Source organism: Enterobacter sp. JBIWA008 (assembly GCF_019968765.1).
Classification (GTDB): domain Bacteria; phylum Pseudomonadota; class Gammaproteobacteria; order Enterobacterales; family Enterobacteriaceae; genus Enterobacter.
In genome coordinates this window covers 4,590,306-4,607,159 of sequence record NZ_CP074149.1, presented here as the reverse complement: position 1 = coordinate 4,607,159, position 16,854 = coordinate 4,590,306, and the positions used below count along the sequence as shown (strand labels likewise).

Below are 16,854 nucleotides of genomic sequence, written 5' to 3'. Positions count from 1 at the left end.
GTGAATTAATTTTACCCGATTTTGCCGTATCAACCCACCATATAAGTGGCGGTTGCGCTGGCAATATAGACCTGTTCTTCGTTGTGTAATTCAACGCGCGCTACGGCAACTTTATTCCCCGCGCGCAGCAGGCTGCTTGTACAGGTAAAGCGATTCCCGCGCCCCGGGCGAAGATAGTCGACGCGCAAATCAATGGTGCCCATGCGCGCCAGACGCTGCCGCAGTTCGTCTTCGTTGATGGTGTCATGGCGGGTCAGCGTACTGCCCACGCAGACCAGACCTGCCGCCACGTCCAGCGCGGAGGCAATCACGCCGCCGTGCAAAATACTTTGCGCCCAGTTACCCACCATCATCGGCTGGTTGTTGAAGCTCAGCTGGGCAAAGTCTTTCTCGTAACGCTCCAGCTCCAGTCCAAGCGCGCGGTTAAACGGCATATGGTAAACAAAAATCTCGCCCACGAGTTTTAATACTTCTTCGGCGGTAAGCATGGCTGACATGAGGCATCACATCCTTATTGTTAATGAAATGTTGATTTTATGCCTCGACAACAAGGAATTCCACTTTCAGAAACGAGGATGCAGCAGTTGTCGCAGAAGTCTGTAGAATGTCCGCCACATAACTATTCAGGTAATTTTACTCTTTTGCAGGAGAACACCACCGATGCGGACGTATCTGGCCTGGTTACTGGCGGCGGTTGCGCTGCCCCTCACAGCATATGCGCAGGAAGCGACGATTAAAGAGGTGCATGATAAACCTGCCGTTCACGGTAGCATTATCGCGAACCTTCTTCAGGAGCATGACAATCCGTTCACGCTCTATCCTTATGATACCAACTATGTGATTTACACCCAGACCAGCGATCTCAACAAAGAGGCGATAAGCTCCTATAACTGGTCTGATAATGCGCGTAAAGATGAGGTGAAGTTCCAGCTCAGCCTCGCGTTCCCGTTCTGGCGCGGTATTCTGGGGCCGAACTCGGTGCTCGGGGCGTCTTACACGCAGAAATCCTGGTGGCAGCTCTCTAACAGCGGAGAGTCCTCACCGTTCCGCGAAACCAACTATGAGCCGCAGCTGTTCCTCGGTTTTGCAACAGATTATGAGTTTGCGGGCTGGACGCTGCGTGACGTCGAAGTGGGCTTTAACCACGATTCCAACGGTCGCTCTGACCCTACCTCGCGCAGCTGGAACCGCGCCTATACGCGTCTGATGGCGCAGAACGGTAACTGGATGGTTGAGGTGAAGCCGTGGTATGTGGTGGGCGAAACTGATGACAACCCGGATATCACCAAATATATGGGCTACTACCAGCTCAAAGTCGGCTATCAGTTAGGGGATGCCGTGCTCAGCGCCAAAGGCCAGTACAACTGGAACACCGGCTACGGTGGTGCGGAAGTGGGCTTGAGCTATCCAATGACGAAGCATGTCCGTATCTATACTCAGGTCTACAGCGGTTACGGCGAGTCGCTTATCGATTATAACTTCAACCAGACCCGCGTCGGCGTGGGCGTGATGCTGAACGATATTCTCTAGGCTGTTCGAATGTTTTTGCGTTAAACGTTGAAGTTTCTCTCTCAGGCGCTGAAAATAGCGCCTGTTTTATTTTTCGCATATGGGGTTAATGTGGCGCAGGCGGAAGTATTGAATCAGGAGTCGCTGGCTAAACAGGTTTTGCATGAAACCTTTGGCTACCAGCAGTTCCGCCCTGGCCAGGAAACCATCATTGAAACGGTGCTGGAAGGTCGTGATTGCCTGGTGGTGATGCCGACCGGCGGCGGGAAATCCCTCTGCTATCAGGTGCCCGCGCTGGTGCTGAACGGCCTGACGGTCGTGGTATCTCCGCTCATTTCGCTGATGAAAGACCAGGTTGATCAGCTGCTCGCCAACGGCGTGGCGGCGGCCTGTCTTAACTCCACGCAAACCCGGGAGCAGCAGCAAGAGGTGATGGCCGGGTGCCGCACCGGGCAGATCCGCCTGCTCTATATCGCGCCGGAACGCCTGATGCTGGATAACTTCCTCGATCACCTTGCGCACTGGAACCCGGTGCTGCTGGCGGTGGATGAAGCGCACTGTATTTCCCAGTGGGGACACGATTTCCGCCCGGAATACGCTGCCCTCGGCCAGCTGCGCCAGCGCTTCCCTGAACTGCCGTTTATGGCGCTTACCGCCACGGCGGATGACACCACGCGGCTGGATATCGTTCGCCTGCTCGGGCTGAACGACCCCTATATTCAGGTCAGCAGCTTCGACCGCCCAAACATCCGCTATATGCTGATGGAAAAGTTCAAGCCGCTGGATCAGCTCCTGCGCTACGTGCAGGAGCAGCGCGGCAAGTCCGGTATCATCTACTGCAACAGTCGTGCGAAGGTCGAAGACACCGCCGCGCGTCTGCAAAACCGCGGCTTTAGCGCCGCCGCGTATCACGCCGGATTAGAGAACCACATCCGCGCCGACGTGCAGGAGAAATTCCAGCGTGATGACCTGCAAATTGTGGTGGCGACGGTGGCGTTCGGGATGGGCATCAACAAGCCAAACGTGCGCTTTGTGGTGCATTTCGACATCCCGCGCAATATCGAATCCTACTATCAGGAAACCGGCCGTGCCGGGCGTGACGGCCTGCCTGCGGAAGCGATGCTGTTTTACGATCCGGCCGATATGGCGTGGCTGCGCCGCTGTCTGGAAGAGAAGCCGCAGGGACAGCTGCAGGATATCGAGCGCCACAAGCTCAACGCGATGGGGGCGTTTGCCGAAGCGCAAACCTGCCGTCGTCTGGTTCTGCTCAACTACTTTGGTGAAGGGCGACAGGAGCCGTGCGGAAACTGCGATATCTGCCTCGATCCGCCAAAGCAGTACGATGGCCTGATGGACGCGCGTAAGGCGCTCTCGACCATTTACCGTGTGAATCAACGCTTCGGGATGGGCTACGTGGTGGAAGTGCTGCGCGGCGCGAATAACCAGCGTATCCGCGATATGGGGCATGACAAGCTGCCGGTCTACGGTATTGGCAAGGAGCAGAGCCACGAGCACTGGGTGAGTATCATTCGCCAGCTCATTCACCTCGGCTTTGCCACGCAGAACATTGCCCAGCATTCCGCACTACAGCTGACAGAAGCGGCGCGTCCGGTCCTGCGCGGTGACGTTGAACTCAAGCTCGCCGTACCGCGCGTCATCGCCCTGAAGCCACGCGTGATGCAGAAATCCTACGGCGGCAACTACGACCGCAAGCTGTTCGCCAAATTGCGCAAGCTGCGTAAAGCCATCGCCGACGAAGAAAACATCCCGCCTTACGTGGTGTTCAACGACGCGACGCTGATTGAGATGGCCGAGCAGATGCCGCTCAGCGCCAGCGAGATGCTCAGCGTCAACGGCGTGGGAACACGCAAGCTGGAGCGCTTCGGTAAAGAGTTTATGGCGCTCATCCGCTCTCACGCCGATGGTGATGATGAAGAGTAGTCAGCCGGGCAAAAAAGTGCCAGGATGATGACTCACTGAATTATTTCCCCGCGAGCGAATTATGTTAATGCTATTTCTCACCGTGGCGTTAGTGCACATCGTTGCGCTGATGAGCCCCGGCCCGGACTTTTTCTTCGTATCACAAACGGCCGTCAGCCGCTCCCGCAAGGAGGCGATGATGGGCGTGCTCGGTATCACTATGGGCGTTATGGTCTGGGCGGCCGTTGCGCTGCTCGGTCTTAACCTTATCCTGGCGAAGATGGCCTGGCTGCATAACATCATTATGGTCGGCGGCGGGCTTTACCTGTGCTGGATGGGCTACCAGATGCTGCGCGGGGCGCTGAAGAAAGAAGAGAAAAAACCGGAGGAGCCAAAAGTAGAGCTGGCAACGGGCGGCCGCAGCTTTGTAAAAGGGCTGCTGACTAATCTGGCGAACCCAAAAGCGATTATCTATTTCGGATCGGTGTTCTCGCTGTTTGTTGGCGATAGCGTCGGTGCGGGCGCACGCTGGGGCATCTTCCTGCTGATCGTCGTTGAAACCTTTGCCTGGTTTACCATCGTAGCCAGCCTGTTCGCCTTACCGGCGATGCGCCGCGGCTACCAGCGTATCGCGAAGTGGATTGACGGCTTCGCCGGCGCGCTGTTCGCCGGCTTCGGCATTCATCTCATCATTTCTCGCTAAGCATGACGCGCTGACGCAAGCAGCGCGCCAACCAGCATAAACAGTGAGCCAAAGACTTTATTCAGGGCCTTCATCTGCTTAGGCCCTTTAATCCACGCCGCAATTCGCTGCGCCAGCGTCGCGTAACCAATCATCACGATGATATCGACAATAATGGTAGTCGCGCCCAGCACCACGTACTGCATCACCTGCGGCTGGTGCGGCACGATAAACTGCGGGAACAGCGCGGCGAGGAAAACGATGCTCTTCGGGTTGGTCAGGTTGACGAACACCGCGCGCTTAAACAGATGGCCGCGGTTTTGCGTCTGAGCGAGCGTATTGAGGTTGATGGAGCCTGCCGCGCGCCACTGCTGGATGCCGAGCCAAATCAGATACGCTGCCCCGGCCCATTTCAACACCTCAAAGGCCAGCACGGAGCGGGAGAACAGCGTTCCCAGACCAATCCCGACCAGCACAATATGAATGCCCAGCCCGGTCTGTAAACCGGCAATCGACGCCGCCGCACCGCGATAGCCGTGGTTGATGGAGGTAGTCATGGTGTTAATAGCACCCGAACCCGGAGAAAGGCTGAGGATAATGGATGTCAGCAGGTAGGCGAACCACCATTCGAAGGTCATTTGAAACTCCCGAACCGTCTATTTTTATGCCACAATACGCTATTATTGAGTCATTTTGTGACCGGTGACGAAAAAAACGATATTCCCTGGATTACGTGAGTGGAAACCCAATGTTTCAGCAGAAAAAGGACTGGGAAACACGAGAAAACGCTTTTGCTGCTTTCTCTATGGGGCCGCTGACCGATTTCTGGCGGCAGCGTGAGGAAGATGAGTTTACGGGCGTCGGGGGCATCCCGGTGCGTTTCGTTCGTTTCCGAAATGAAAAAAATGACCGGGTGATTGTGGTCTGCCCTGGGCGTATTGAAAGCTACGTTAAATACGCCGAGCTTGCCTATGACCTGGTCCATATGGGGTTCGATGTCCTGATCATCGACCATCGTGGGCAGGGGCTGTCCGGACGTATGCTACCGGACACGCACCGTGGGCACGTCGATCGCTTCAGCGATTACGTCGACGATTTTGCCGCGTTCTGGCAGCAGGACGTTCAGCCCGGTCCCTGGCGCAAACGTTATATCCTTGCGCACTCGATGGGCGGCGCCATTTCGACGCTGTTTTTGCAGCGTTACGCGCACCAGTGCGACGCTATTGCGCTTACCGCGCCGATGTACGGTATCGTCATCCGTTTTCCTGACTGGATGGTGCGTCATCTTCTCGACTGGGCTGAGGGCCATCAGCGCATTCGTGAAGGTTACGCCATAGGCACAGGACGCTGGCGCGCGCTGCCGTTCGCCATCAACGTCTTAACCCACAGCCGGCAGCGTTATCGCCGCAACCTGCGCTTTTATGCCGATGAACCGCGCTTGCGCGTCGGCGGCCCGACCTGGCACTGGGTGCGGGAGGGTATTATGGCCGGTGAGCAGGTGCTGGCGGGCGTAGGCAATGATGACACGCCGACGCTTCTGATTCAGGCGGAAGAAGAGCGTGTGGTGGATAACCGCATGCATGTCCGCTATTGTGAACTGCGCGCTGCAACCGGTCACCCTTGTGAAGGGGGTAAACCGCTGGTCATTAACGGCGCGTTCCATGAGATCCTTTTTGAAAAGGACGCTATGCGCTCAGTCGCGCTCAACGCCATTGTTGAATTTTTCAACAGGCATAATTGATTCTTGTTTTCCACCAGAGGTTGAAATCCCTATGTACCAGGTTGTTGCATCTGATTTAGATGGCACGCTGCTTTTCCCCGACCACACCCTGTCGCCTTACGCGAAAGAGACCTTAAAACTCCTGACTGCCCGTGGCGTGAACTTTGTGTTCGCCACCGGCCGCCACCACGTGGACGTGGGGCAGATCCGCGATAATCTTGAGATCAAATCGTACATGATCACCTCCAACGGTGCGCGCGTGCATGATACCGACGGCAACCTGATCTTTACCCACAATCTGGATCGCGATATCGCCTCCGATCTGTTCGGCGTGGTGCATAACAACCCGGCTATCGTCACGAACGTTTACCGCGACGACGACTGGTTTATGAACCGCCACCGACCGGATGAAATGCGTTTCTTCAAGGAAGCGGTGTTTAACTACTCCCTTTACGAGCCGGGCCTGCTGGAGCCGGAAGGGATCAGCAAGGTGTTCTTCACCTGCGACAGCCACGAAGAGCTGCTCCCGCTGGAACAGGCGATCAACGCCCGCTGGGGCGATCGCGTCAACGTGAGCTTCTCGACCCTGACCTGTCTGGAAGTGATGGCGGGTGGCGTCTCCAAAGGCCACGCGCTGGAAGCGGTCGCGAAACGTCTGGGCTTCGGGCTGAAAGACTGTATCGCCTTCGGTGACGGCATGAACGACGCCGAGATGCTTTCTATGGCAGGCAAGGGTTGCATCATGGAAAACGCGCACCAGCGTCTGAAAGATCTGCACCCTGAGCTGGAAGTGATCGGCACCAACGCAGACAACGCGGTGCCTAAGTATCTGCGCAAACTGTTCCTTGAATAATGGGTTATTGGGTGGCACAGGGGAACCTCCCCCTGTGCCCCGTATCGGTAGACGCTCTCAGTGCCTCTGCTCTGCGTCGCTCTAGTGCGACATTCACACAATAAGAATCAAAACCGAACGGCCTGACACTGAACGCTCCACTCCCATGTTTTGATGCACTCATCATGGGGCATTATGCTTGTATTGATTGTTTGATTAACAAACAAAAAGAGAGGAAAGTCCATGCAAATAGAATGGATAAAAGGGACGTTTAATGCTCAGACTTTACACGCTGTGGGAACTGGAGCGGGAGCTGTCTCCCGAAGATTTCCAGCACATCCTGACACCGGAAGCAGCACTGGAAAAAGCGACGGTAAGTTATGATCTGGACTACAGTAATTACACATATCCGCCATTAGGTGAGGTCCCCAGAGAACTGAGTATTCCAAAAGACAAACCTTACACTCGGGCAGATCGTTCAGTATACGACCCGGTTTATGACGATCTGGAAATGAACCTGATGGAAGGCTGGATAATTGGTCTGGACACAGATGAATACTGGGATAACACCCTAAATCCTTTTCACATCGATGCCGACAGTCAGCTCATTTTTGATAACGCAGACCCTTTCTGTTGGGTTATCAGTGACTTTCAGAGGGCATATCAGATAGTCATTAATAATCAGAACGGCAGAAAACCCGCACCAACTGAGAAATATCGCTCTTCCGGTGAACCCGTGCAGCACGCTCAGGTAGCCAAAACAATCAACAGTAAAGCTGCAGGGAGACTTCTGGCTGCTGGAGGCATCTACAACGGTAATATCGAAGGTTTTCATCAGACCACACAGCAACTCGGCGGCGATGCGCCAGCGGGCTACGATCAGGTTATGGACAATAAAGGGCTTATCATCGCTGGTACGTCTGTCGCCGCTGGCCTCGGAATTGGTCGTTTAGGGAGCCTAAGTGAGATGGAAGCACTAACAAAAATATCGAAAGGCGATTCTGGTGCATACTTACCTACAGGTCGAATGGGTAATCCTATGAATACGATAGGAGCAAATCCCCCAACTATTATTGGTGATTTCAGCTACTCAGCCCATGCGATTGACCGCATGCAAGGAAGAGGTGTACCGCCTTCAGCGATAGAAAATGCACTTAGCACAGGCGATCTGTTTTCGACAAAAGCGGGAACAACGGGGTACTACGACTCAATTAATAATCTCCGCGTAATCGTCAATTCAAAGACAGGAAACATTGTTACCGTCATACCAGGAGCACCTAAATAATGAACAATGAAATGCTGCACGATGCCGTTAAATCCATACTATTAAATGAGTGGGACCCAATTGGGATCGGTGAGTTTGAAGAAGCTAATGACGAATATGACGCGTATATAGAACCAATCTGCGAACTTATTGCGGAAGGGAAAAGTGCCATTGAGATTCAACATTACCTTCGATTCATAACTGACTCCATGTGCCTTGACGCAGATGGAGCTACAGAGCAAGCAATTGCAGAAAGGCTTGCATCGGTCTCTGTCCCAGCGGATCCGTCATAACAAAATCAAGCATATTTACCATAACGCCTGTTATCCACACAGGCCGTGTTAAATTGATACTATGGACCGATCGGCATCACACCTGATGCGGGTCTGCGCCGGAAAAACAGAGCCCTATAATGTTCATAATGCAACGACTGGCTAATTATGACTCAGTTGTCAACCTGATAGTCCGCTACAATGCCTCTCCTTCTTTCTGAGAGACAAGCATTGTGGCGCTACTCATTATCACCACTATCCTGTGGGCCTTCTCCTTTAGCCTGATTGGCGAATACCTTGCCGGTTCGGTCGACAGCTACTTCTCGGTGCTGATACGCGTGGGGCTGGCGGCGCTGGTGTTCCTGCCGTTTCTACGCACGCGCGGGCAATCGCTGAAAACGATTGTGCTTTATATGCTGGTGGGGGCGATGCAGCTCGGCATCATGTATCTGTTCAGCTTCCGGGCCTACGTCTACCTGTCCGTCTCCGAATTCCTGCTCTTTACCGTTCTGACGCCGCTCTATATTACGCTGATTTACGACCTGCTCAGCAGACGCCGTCTGCGCTGGGGATACCTGCTGAGCGCGGCGCTGGCGGTGATCGGCGCGGCGATTATTCGCTATGACAAAGTCAGCGATCACTTCTGGACCGGGCTGATGTTCGTCCAGCTCGCCAACATCAGTTTTGCCATCGGTATGGTGGGCTACAAACGCCTGATGGAAACCCGTCCGATGCCGCAGCATAACGCGTTTGCGTGGTTCTATATGGGCGCCGCGATTGTCGCGGTGGCGGCGTGGTTTATGCTCGGTAACCCGCAAAAACTGCCGACCACCACCGCGCAGTGGGGGGTTCTGGTCTGGCTGGGCGTAGTGGCGTCAGGGTTGGGATACTTCATGTGGAACTACGGCGCTACGCAGGTAGACGCCGGTACGCTGGGGATCATGAACAACGTGCATGTCCCGGCAGGGCTGCTGGTCAACCTCGCTATCTGGCAGCAACAGCCGCACTGGCCGAGCTTCCTTATTGGGGGAGCGGTGATCCTGGCTTCGCTGTGGGTCCATCGCCGATGGGTCGCTCCGCGCTCCGCACAAACGGAAGATGGTCGCACGCGTGGTTCCGCGCTGAGCGAATAAACGCCTCCGTAATCGGCTGACGCTGCTCGCCATCGCGCACGGCGGCGTACAGCCGGCTCCACAGTCCTTCACCCAGGGTTTTGGTCACCACCAGACCCTGGCGTTCAAAACTCTCCACCACCCAGTGCGGCAGCGCCGCGATACCCATTCTGGCCGCCACCATCTGAATCAGCAGCAGCGTGTTATCCACGCTTTTCAGCTGTGGGCTGATGCCCGCAGGCTGCAGGAAGTGGCGCCAGATATCCAGGCGGCTGCGCTGGACCGGATAAATCAGCAGCGTTTCTGTCGCCAGGTCTTCCGGCGTGATGCGCGTTTTGGCGGCTAGCGGGTGGTCCGGCGCCAGCACCAGGCGTACTTCATAATCAAACATCGGCGAATAGTGCAGGCCGCTGCGCGGCAGGATGTCAGAGGTCATGACCAGATCCAGCTCGCCCTGCTGCAGCGACGGCTGCGGGTCGAACGTCACGCCGGATTTGAAGTCCATCTCTACCTGCGGCCACTTCTGGCGGAAGTTCTCAAGCGCGGGGGTAAGCCACTGAATACAGCTGTGGCACTCGATGGCGATACGCAGCCTGGTCTGCTGCGGTTCGTTACACGCCTGCAGCGCGCTGGCGATCTGCGGCAGCACCTGATTCGCCAGCTGAAGAAGAATTTCACCCTGCGGCGTAAAGCGTAGCGGCTGGCTCTTGCGCACAAAAAGACGGAAGCCGAGGCGTTGTTCCAGATCGCTGAACTGGTGAGAAAGGGCGGACTGGGTTTGGTGCAGCGTGGCCGCAGCCGCCGCGAGCGAACCGCAGTTCCGCAACGCTTGTAGCGTTTTCAGGTGTTTAATCTCGATCATGAAAGTCCTTCACTTCGCCATGAACATTTTGCGCTTGAGGAATATACAGTACCTGCCAATTATAGAAGTGTAAACATCTGGACGTCTAAATAACGAATTTCTACAAGGGGTATACCATGACAATCCGCAATCACACTCTCGGTTTCCCTCGCGTTGGCCTGCGTCGCGAGCTGAAAAAAGCGCAAGAAAGCTACTGGGCGGGTAACGCCACCCGTGAAGAACTGCTGGCGGTAGGACGCGAGCTGCGCGCCCGCCACTGGGATCAGCAAAAACAGGCGGGCATTGACCTGCTGCCGGTGGGCGATTTCGCCTGGTACGACCATGTTCTGACGACAAGCCTGCTGCTTGGCAACGTGCCGGCTCGTCATCAGAACAAAGATGGATCGGTAGATATCGATACTCTGTTCCGCATAGGCCGTGGCCGTGCGCCAACGGGTGAGCCAGCGGCAGCGGCGGAAATGACCAAGTGGTTTAACACCAACTATCACTATATGGTGCCGGAGTTCGTCAAAGGCCAGCAGTTCAGGCTGACCTGGACGCAGCTTCTGGACGAGGTGGACGAAGCGCTGGCGCTGGGCCACCAGGTGAAACCCGTGTTGCTTGGGCCGGTAACCTATCTGTGGCTGGGCAAAGTAAAAGGCGAGCCGTTTGACCGGCTCAGCCTGCTGAAGGATATTCTGCCGGTCTATAAACAGGTGCTGATTGAGCTGGGCAAGCGCGGCATTCAGTGGGTGCAAATCGACGAGCCAGCGCTGGTGCTCGAACTGCCCCAGGCCTGGCTCGATGCCTTCAAACCGGCGTATGACGCGCTCACTGGTCAGGTAAAACTCCTGCTGACGACCTATTTTGAAGGCGTGACGCCTAACCTGAGCACCATTTCCGCGCTGCCGGTGCAGGGTCTGCACGTTGACTGTGTACACGGTAAAGATGATGTGGCGGAGCTGCACAAGCGCCTGCCCGCAGACTGGCTGCTCTCCGCCGGTCTGATTAACGGTCGTAACGTCTGGCGCGCCGATCTGACCGAGAAATATGCTCAGATTAAGGACATCGTCGGCAAACGTGAGCTGTGGGTGGCCTCTTCCTGTTCCCTGCTGCACAGCCCGATCGATCTTAGCGTGGAGACTCGCCTGGATGCCGAGGTGAAAAACTGGTTTGCCTTCGCCCTGCAAAAATGTGAAGAGCTGACGCTGCTGCGCGATGCGCTGAACAGCGGCGACACGGCGGCGATTAGCGAATGGAGCGCACCGATCCAGGCGCGTCGTCACTCGGCGCGCGTGCACAACCCTGCGGTGGAAAAACGTCTGGCAGCTATCACCGCCCAGGACAGCCAGCGCCAGAGCCCGTATGAAGTGCGTGCCGAAGCCCAGCGCGCCCGCTTCAACCTGCCCGCGTGGCCAACCACCACTATCGGTTCCTTCCCGCAGACCACTGAAATCCGCGGCCTGCGTCTGGACTTCAAAAAGGGGAATCTGGATGCGAATCACTACCGCACCGGCATCGCGGAACACATCAAGCAGGCGATTATCGAGCAGGAACGCCTGGGGCTGGACGTGCTGGTGCACGGCGAGGCCGAGCGTAACGACATGGTGGAATACTTCGGTGAGCACCTGGACGGCTTTGTCTTTACCCAGAACGGCTGGGTACAGAGCTATGGCTCCCGCTGCGTGAAGCCGCCGGTAGTGATCGGTGACGTCAGCCGTCCGGAAGCGATCACCGTGGAGTGGGCGAAATACGCGCAGTCCCTGACCGACAAGCCGGTGAAAGGGATGCTGACCGGTCCGGTGACCATTCTCTGCTGGTCATTCCCGCGTGAAGACGTGACCCGTGAAACCATCGCCAAACAGATTGCCCTGGCGCTGCGTGATGAAGTGGCGGATCTGGAAGCGGCAGGTATTGGCATTATCCAGATTGACGAACCAGCCCTGCGCGAAGGTCTGCCGCTGCGCCGCAGCGACTGGGATGCCTACCTGCAGTGGGGCGTGGAGGCGTTCCGCATCAGCGCCGCGGTGGCGAAGGACGACACCCAGATCCACACCCACATGTGTTACTGCGAATTTAACGACATTATGGATTCGATTGCCGCCCTGGATGCCGACGTGATCACCATCGAGACCTCGCGTTCAGACATGGAGCTGCTGGAGTCGTTCGAAGAGTTTGAGTACCCGAATGAAATCGGGCCGGGCGTGTACGACATTCACTCCCCTAACGTGCCGAGCGTGGAGTGGATTGAAGCCCTGCTGAAAAAAGCGGCCCAGCGCATTCCGGCGGAGCGTCTGTGGGTGAACCCGGACTGCGGACTGAAAACCCGCGGCTGGCCGGAGACGCGCGCGGCGCTGGCGAACATGGTGAAGGCGGCGCAGAATTTGCGTCAGGCGTAGCGGTGCTGTATTGCCGGGTGGCACTAACGCTTACCCGGCATTTTGCTATTACGCCTTCTTACCGCCGTACTGGCTAAACCACGCCAGCATACGCTGCCAGCCATCTTTAGCCGATTCTGCGTGATAGCTCGGACGATAATCGGCGTTAAACGCATGCCCGGCATCCGGGTAGACCACAATCTCCGCCTTCGCATTTGCCGAACGCAGCGCATGGCGCATGGTGTCTACCGAATCCAGTGAAATACCGGTGTCCTGACCGCCGTAAAGCCCTAACACGGGGGCGTTTAACTCGGTTGCGATATCGACCGGATGTTTCGGTGAATTCAGCGTTTTATCACCCACCAGTTTGCCGTACCAGGCGACAGCGGCTTTAAGCTGCGGGTTATGCGCGGCATACAGCCAGCTAATGCGTCCACCCCAGCAGAAACCGGTGACCAGCAGACGATGCGGATCGCCCCCGTTGCGCGCCGCCCAGCTGGCGACGTGGTCGAGATCGGCCAGCACCTGCGCGTCCGGGACTTTGCTGACCAGGTTGCTGAGCAGTGTGGGAATATCGCTGTAGTCGTTCGGATCGCCCTGACGGAAGTAGAGCTCTGGGGCAACGGCCAGATACCCTTCCAGCGCCAGCCGGCGGCAGAGGTCGCGAATGTGTTCGTGAACACCAAATATCTCCTGAATCACAATCACGATGGGTAGCGGACCCTCTGCCGATTTTGGCCGCGCGTGATAAGCAGGCATATTCTCCCCCTGCGAGGGAATAGAGGTCTCACCTGCGGTAATTGCCGCTTCTGGCGTCGACACGATGGTTGAAGCATGGGGGGCCGCAGCAGGTGCAAAACCGGTTCTTTCAGTCATGGCATTCTCCGTACCAATCAGTTAGCGCAAAGGTAAATATAGACACCAGGTTAACAACTCACAGTGCCTTAAACGGTCTATCTTTTGTGCAGCACCTGACGATATAACTTGTTAATGTGATGTGAATCACTTTTTTATGGAAATTCAATGTAATCATTTTCATTCATGGTGAGGTACGTCACGAAATTATGCTTACTGCTTCTGTAAAGTACCGTTTTACTTCTTCTGACTAACCGACCCACAGAGGAGTCACCTATGTCTAAGTCTGATGTTTTTCATCTCGGCCTCACCAAAAACGATTTACAAGGGGCTACGCTCGCTATCGTCCCTGGCGATCCAGAGCGTGTGGAAAAGATCGCCGCGCTGATGGATAAGCCGGTTAAGCTGGCAGCCCATCGTGAATTCACCACCTGGCGCGCAGAGCTGGATGGTAAAGCCGTGATCGTGTGTTCTACCGGTATCGGTGGCCCGTCTACGTCTATCGCTGTTGAAGAGCTGGCACAGCTGGGCATTCGTACTTTCCTGCGTATCGGTACCACCGGTGCTATCCAGCCGCATATCAACGTAGGCGACGTGCTGGTCACGACCGCGTCCGTTCGTCTGGACGGCGCAAGCCTGCACTTTGCACCGATGGAATTCCCGGCAGTGGCTGATTTCGAATGCACCACCGCGCTGGTTGAAGCCGCGAAATCCGTGGGCGCAACCACCCACGTGGGCGTAACCGCCTCTTCAGACACCTTCTACCCGGGCCAGGAGCGTTACGACACCTTCTCAGGCCGCGTGGTAAGCCGTTTCAAAGGCTCAATGGAAGAGTGGCAGTCCATGGGCGTGATGAACTACGAAATGGAATCCGCAACGCTGCTGACCATGTGTGCAAGCCAGGGTCTGCGTGCCGGTATGGTGGCGGGCGTTATCGTCAACCGTACCCAGCAGGAGATCCCGAACGCCGAAACCATGAAGCAGACCGAAAGTCATGCAGTGAAAATCGTGGTGGAAGCAGCGCGTCGCCTGATCTAATCCTCTCTTCTGAAATCAAAGGCCGACGCGTTCGGCCTTTATTTTTTGCGTAGCGCCTCGCAGGAAAACCCTTTCAAACTGGACGTTTATACAGCACAATTCTATTTTGTGCGGGTAATACGTTGATGCAGGGGGCATTGTGGATATCTCAATCCTGATTTACGCGGTGATTGCGCTGGTGGGCTTAGGGATTGGCTGGCTGATTTCCAGCTACCAGCATGCACAGCAGAAGGCCGACCAGCTGGCCGAGCGAGAAGAGATGGTCGCCGATTTAAGCGCGACAAAACAGCAGCTTGCTCTGAGCGAACACTGGCGCGACGAGTGCGAATTACTTAACAACGAGCTGCGTAACCTGCGCGACATTAACACCTCGCTGGAGGCCGATCTCCGCGAAGTCACTACCCGCCTTGAATCCACCCAGCTGCATGCGGAAGACAAAATCCGCCAGATGATCAACAGCGAGCAGCGTCTCAGCGAACAGTTTGAGAACCTCGCCAACCGAATTTTCGAACACAGCAACCGCCGCGTTGACGAACAGAACCGCCAGAGCCTGAACAGCCTGCTGACGCCGCTGCGTGAACAGCTGGACGGTTTTCGCCGTCAGGTGCAGGACAGCTTTGGTCAGGAAGCCCGCGAGCGGCACACGTTGGCGCATGAGATTCGCAATCTCCAGCAGCTGAATGCGCAAATGGCGCAGGAAGCGGTCAACCTGACCCGTGCGCTGAAAGGGGATAACAAAACCCAGGGCAACTGGGGAGAAGTGGTGCTGACCCGCGTCCTGGAAGCCTCTGGTCTGCGCGAAGGATACGAATACGAAACGCAGGTGAGTATCGAAAACGATGCCCGCTCTCGCATGCAGCCGGATGTGATTGTGCGGCTGCCGCAGGGTAAAGATGTAGTGATCGACGCCAAAATGACGCTGGTGGCGTATGAACGCTACTTTAATGCGGACGATGACTACACGCGCGAATCCGCGCTGCAGGAGCACATTGCCTCCGTGCGTAATCATATTCGCCTGCTCGGCAGAAAAGACTACCAGCAGCTGCCGGGTCTCCGCTCCCTGGATTATGTCCTGATGTTTATCCCGGTTGAACCCGCGTTTCTGCTGGCACTCGACAGACAGCCCGAACTGATAACGGAAGCGCTCAAAAATAATATTATGCTGGTCAGCCCCACCACGCTGCTGGTGGCGTTACGCACCATTGCGAACCTCTGGCGCTACGAGCACCAGAGCCGCAACGCGCAGCAGATTGCCGACCGCGCCAGCAAGCTGTACGACAAAATGCGCCTCTTCGTGGACGACATGTCTTCAGTCGGGCAGAGCCTGGATCGTGCGCAGGATAACTACCGCCAGGCGATGAAAAAACTCGCCTCCGGACGTGGCAACCTGCTGGCACAGGCCGAATCATTCCGCAGCCTGGGGGTTGAGGTTAAACGCGAGATTAATCCGGAATTGGTCGAACAGGCCACCGCCCGGGACGACGAGTTTCGCCTGCGAGAAGGTGCGGACGAACAAAAGACAAACAGTGAAGACAATACGTTAGCGGCGGATTTATCACCAGACGAGACTCCAGCGCGTTTCTTTCGCGGTGGTTGAAACGTAGGGCAAACGCGCCCAATCTGTTACACTTCACGAACATTTTACTGATAAGCAGGCTCTGAGATGGCTGACGATTCACAAGACACAACGCACTTTGGCTTTCAGACTGTTGCCAAAGCGCAGAAAGCTGACATGGTGGCCCACGTATTTCATTCCGTGGCGGCGAAGTACGATGTGATGAATGATTTAATGTCGTTCGGCATTCATCGCTTGTGGAAGCGCTTCACCATTGACTGTAGCGGCGTACGTCGTGGACAAACGGTGCTGGATTTAGCCGGCGGTACGGGCGATTTAACCGCGAAATTCTCGCGTCTGGTGGGCGAAACCGGTCGCGTTGTTCTCGCCGATATTAATGACTCCATGCTGAAAATGGGACGCGAAAAGCTGCGTAACATCGGCGTGGTGGGGAATGTGGAATATGTGCAGGCAAACGCCGAAGCCCTGCCATTCCCGGACAATACCTTTGACTGCATCACGATCTCTTTCGGTCTGCGTAACGTGACCGATAAAGAAAAAGCGCTGCGTTCCATGTACCGCGTGCTGAAGCCGGGTGGACGTCTGCTGGTGCTTGAATTCTCTAAACCAATCATTGAGCCGCTGAGCAAAGCCTACGACGCCTATTCCTTCCACGTGCTGCCGCGTATTGGTGAGCTGGTGGCTAACGACGCTGAAAGTTACCGCTATCTGGCGGAGTCTATTCGTATGCACCCGGATCAGGACACATTAAAAGCCATGATGCAGGATGCAGAATTTGAGAACGTTGAATATTTCAACCTGACGGCGGGTGTCGTCGCGCTGCATCGCGGTTACAAATTCTGAGTGGAGGTGTCC

General features: G+C 55.9%; 16 protein-coding genes. 12 read left to right on the top strand and 4 right to left on the bottom strand.

The genetic code is table 11. The features are described from left to right. Positions 1-29: 29 nt before the first annotated feature. Positions 30-497 carry an acyl-CoA thioesterase YigI gene (gene yigI, locus KGP24_RS22350; protein ID WP_008501538.1) on the bottom strand — a complete coding sequence of 156 codons (468 nt, stop codon included), beginning with the start codon at positions 495-497 and terminating at the stop codon, positions 30-32. A gap of 163 nt (positions 498-660) precedes the next feature. Between yigI and pldA the strand changes: the two genes are divergently transcribed. The 3 genes from pldA to rhtC all read left to right on the top strand — a co-directional run bounded on the left by pldA (position 661) and on the right by rhtC (position 4,132). Continuing rightward, the gene (gene pldA / locus KGP24_RS22345) at positions 661-1,530 is read left to right on the top strand and encodes a phospholipase A (protein WP_023333803.1); all 870 of its coding nucleotides are present in this window, start codon (positions 661-663) and stop codon (positions 1,528-1,530) included. A 90-nt stretch (positions 1,531-1,620) separates the two neighbouring features. Then, entirely contained in the window at positions 1,621-3,450 is a 1,830-nt protein-coding gene (recQ, locus tag KGP24_RS22340; RefSeq protein ID WP_029741834.1) for an ATP-dependent DNA helicase RecQ, read from the top strand. 61 nt (positions 3,451-3,511) lie between these two features. Next, the gene (gene rhtC / locus KGP24_RS22335) at positions 3,512-4,132 is read left to right on the top strand and encodes a threonine export protein RhtC (RefSeq protein ID WP_010426287.1); all 621 of its coding nucleotides are present in this window, start codon (positions 3,512-3,514) and stop codon (positions 4,130-4,132) included. Here rhtC and rhtB read toward each other — a convergent pair. Continuing rightward, positions 4,129-4,749: a homoserine/homoserine lactone efflux protein gene (gene rhtB, locus KGP24_RS22330; RefSeq protein ID WP_008501533.1), complete on the bottom strand. Its 621-nt coding sequence runs from the start codon at positions 4,747-4,749 to the stop codon at positions 4,129-4,131. The genes rhtC and rhtB overlap by 4 nt on opposite strands. 110 nt (positions 4,750-4,859) lie before the next feature. On the opposite strand from rhtB, the gene pldB reads away from it, so the two are divergent. The 5 genes from pldB to KGP24_RS22305 all read left to right on the top strand — a co-directional run bounded on the left by pldB (position 4,860) and on the right by KGP24_RS22305 (position 9,332). Continuing rightward, entirely contained in the window at positions 4,860-5,852 is a 993-nt protein-coding gene (pldB, locus tag KGP24_RS22325; protein WP_223561829.1) for a lysophospholipase L2, read from the top strand. 31 nt (positions 5,853-5,883) lie between these two features. Next, entirely contained in the window at positions 5,884-6,684 is an 801-nt protein-coding gene (gene yigL / locus KGP24_RS22320; RefSeq protein ID WP_223561828.1) for a sugar/pyridoxal phosphate phosphatase YigL, read from the top strand. Between the two features lie 253 nt (positions 6,685-6,937). Next, the gene (locus tag KGP24_RS22315) at positions 6,938-7,948 is read left to right on the top strand and encodes a DUF4258 domain-containing protein (protein WP_223561827.1); all 1,011 of its coding nucleotides are present in this window, start codon (positions 6,938-6,940) and stop codon (positions 7,946-7,948) included. Beyond that, entirely contained in the window at positions 7,948-8,220 is a 273-nt protein-coding gene (locus KGP24_RS22310) for a hypothetical protein (protein WP_223561826.1), read from the top strand. Before KGP24_RS22315 ends, KGP24_RS22310 begins: the two co-directional genes overlap by 1 nt. Before the next feature lie 212 nt (positions 8,221-8,432). Further along, positions 8,433-9,332, top strand: coding sequence for a carboxylate/amino acid/amine transporter (locus KGP24_RS22305; RefSeq protein ID WP_223561825.1), 900 nt, complete (start codon positions 8,433-8,435; stop codon positions 9,330-9,332). On the opposite strand, the gene metR is transcribed toward KGP24_RS22305, so the two are convergent. Beyond that, the gene (gene metR / locus KGP24_RS22300) at positions 9,220-10,173 is read right to left on the bottom strand and encodes an HTH-type transcriptional regulator MetR (RefSeq protein WP_194401840.1); all 954 of its coding nucleotides are present in this window, start codon (positions 10,171-10,173) and stop codon (positions 9,220-9,222) included. The genes KGP24_RS22305 and metR overlap by 113 nt on opposite strands. A gap of 116 nt (positions 10,174-10,289) precedes the next feature. On the opposite strand from metR, the gene metE reads away from it, so the two are divergent. After that, positions 10,290-12,551: a 5-methyltetrahydropteroyltriglutamate--homocysteine S-methyltransferase gene (gene metE, locus KGP24_RS22295; protein WP_223561824.1), complete on the top strand. Its 2,262-nt coding sequence runs from the start codon at positions 10,290-10,292 to the stop codon at positions 12,549-12,551. A gap of 48 nt (positions 12,552-12,599) precedes the next feature. Here metE and KGP24_RS22290 read toward each other — a convergent pair whose 3' ends face one another. Then, positions 12,600-13,406: a dienelactone hydrolase family protein gene (locus KGP24_RS22290; RefSeq protein WP_223561823.1), complete on the bottom strand. Its 807-nt coding sequence runs from the start codon at positions 13,404-13,406 to the stop codon at positions 12,600-12,602. A 255-nt stretch (positions 13,407-13,661) separates the two neighbouring features. Between KGP24_RS22290 and udp the strand changes: the two genes are divergently transcribed. From udp to ubiE, 3 genes are all read left to right on the top strand, one after another. Next, positions 13,662-14,423 (top strand): uridine phosphorylase, encoded by a 762-nt coding sequence (udp, locus tag KGP24_RS22285; RefSeq protein WP_003860792.1) that lies wholly within the window; start codon positions 13,662-13,664, stop codon positions 14,421-14,423. 139 nt (positions 14,424-14,562) lie between these two features. After that, entirely contained in the window at positions 14,563-16,020 is a 1,458-nt protein-coding gene (gene rmuC, locus KGP24_RS22280; protein WP_223561822.1) for a DNA recombination protein RmuC, read from the top strand. Positions 16,021-16,086: 66 nt separating this feature from the next. Next, the gene (gene ubiE, locus KGP24_RS22275; protein WP_023309612.1) at positions 16,087-16,842 is read left to right on the top strand and encodes a bifunctional demethylmenaquinone methyltransferase/2-methoxy-6-polyprenyl-1,4-benzoquinol methylase UbiE; all 756 of its coding nucleotides are present in this window, start codon (positions 16,087-16,089) and stop codon (positions 16,840-16,842) included. Positions 16,843-16,854 lie beyond the last annotated feature (12 nt).

Coding starts and splice junctions, on each gene's coding strand:
- metE (WP_223561824.1), top strand. CDS start 10,290: ATGACAATCCGCAATCACACTCTCGGTTTCCCTCGCGTTGGCCTGCGT.
- metR (WP_194401840.1), bottom strand. CDS start 10,173: ATGATCGAGATTAAACACCTGAAAACGCTACAAGCGTTGCGGAACTGC.
- pldA (WP_023333803.1), top strand. CDS start 661: ATGCGGACGTATCTGGCCTGGTTACTGGCGGCGGTTGCGCTGCCCCTC.
- KGP24_RS22315 (WP_223561827.1), top strand. CDS start 6,938: ATGCTCAGACTTTACACGCTGTGGGAACTGGAGCGGGAGCTGTCTCCC.
- rhtC (WP_010426287.1), top strand. CDS start 3,512: ATGTTAATGCTATTTCTCACCGTGGCGTTAGTGCACATCGTTGCGCTG.
- yigL (WP_223561828.1), top strand. CDS start 5,884: ATGTACCAGGTTGTTGCATCTGATTTAGATGGCACGCTGCTTTTCCCC.
- udp (WP_003860792.1), top strand. CDS start 13,662: ATGTCTAAGTCTGATGTTTTTCATCTCGGCCTCACCAAAAACGATTTA.
- ubiE (WP_023309612.1), top strand. CDS start 16,087: ATGGCTGACGATTCACAAGACACAACGCACTTTGGCTTTCAGACTGTT.
- KGP24_RS22290 (WP_223561823.1), bottom strand. CDS start 13,406: ATGACTGAAAGAACCGGTTTTGCACCTGCTGCGGCCCCCCATGCTTCA.
- KGP24_RS22310 (WP_223561826.1), top strand. CDS start 7,948: ATGAACAATGAAATGCTGCACGATGCCGTTAAATCCATACTATTAAAT.
- yigI (WP_008501538.1), bottom strand. CDS start 497: ATGTCAGCCATGCTTACCGCCGAAGAAGTATTAAAACTCGTGGGCGAG.
- pldB (WP_223561829.1), top strand. CDS start 4,860: ATGTTTCAGCAGAAAAAGGACTGGGAAACACGAGAAAACGCTTTTGCT.
- rhtB (WP_008501533.1), bottom strand. CDS start 4,749: ATGACCTTCGAATGGTGGTTCGCCTACCTGCTGACATCCATTATCCTC.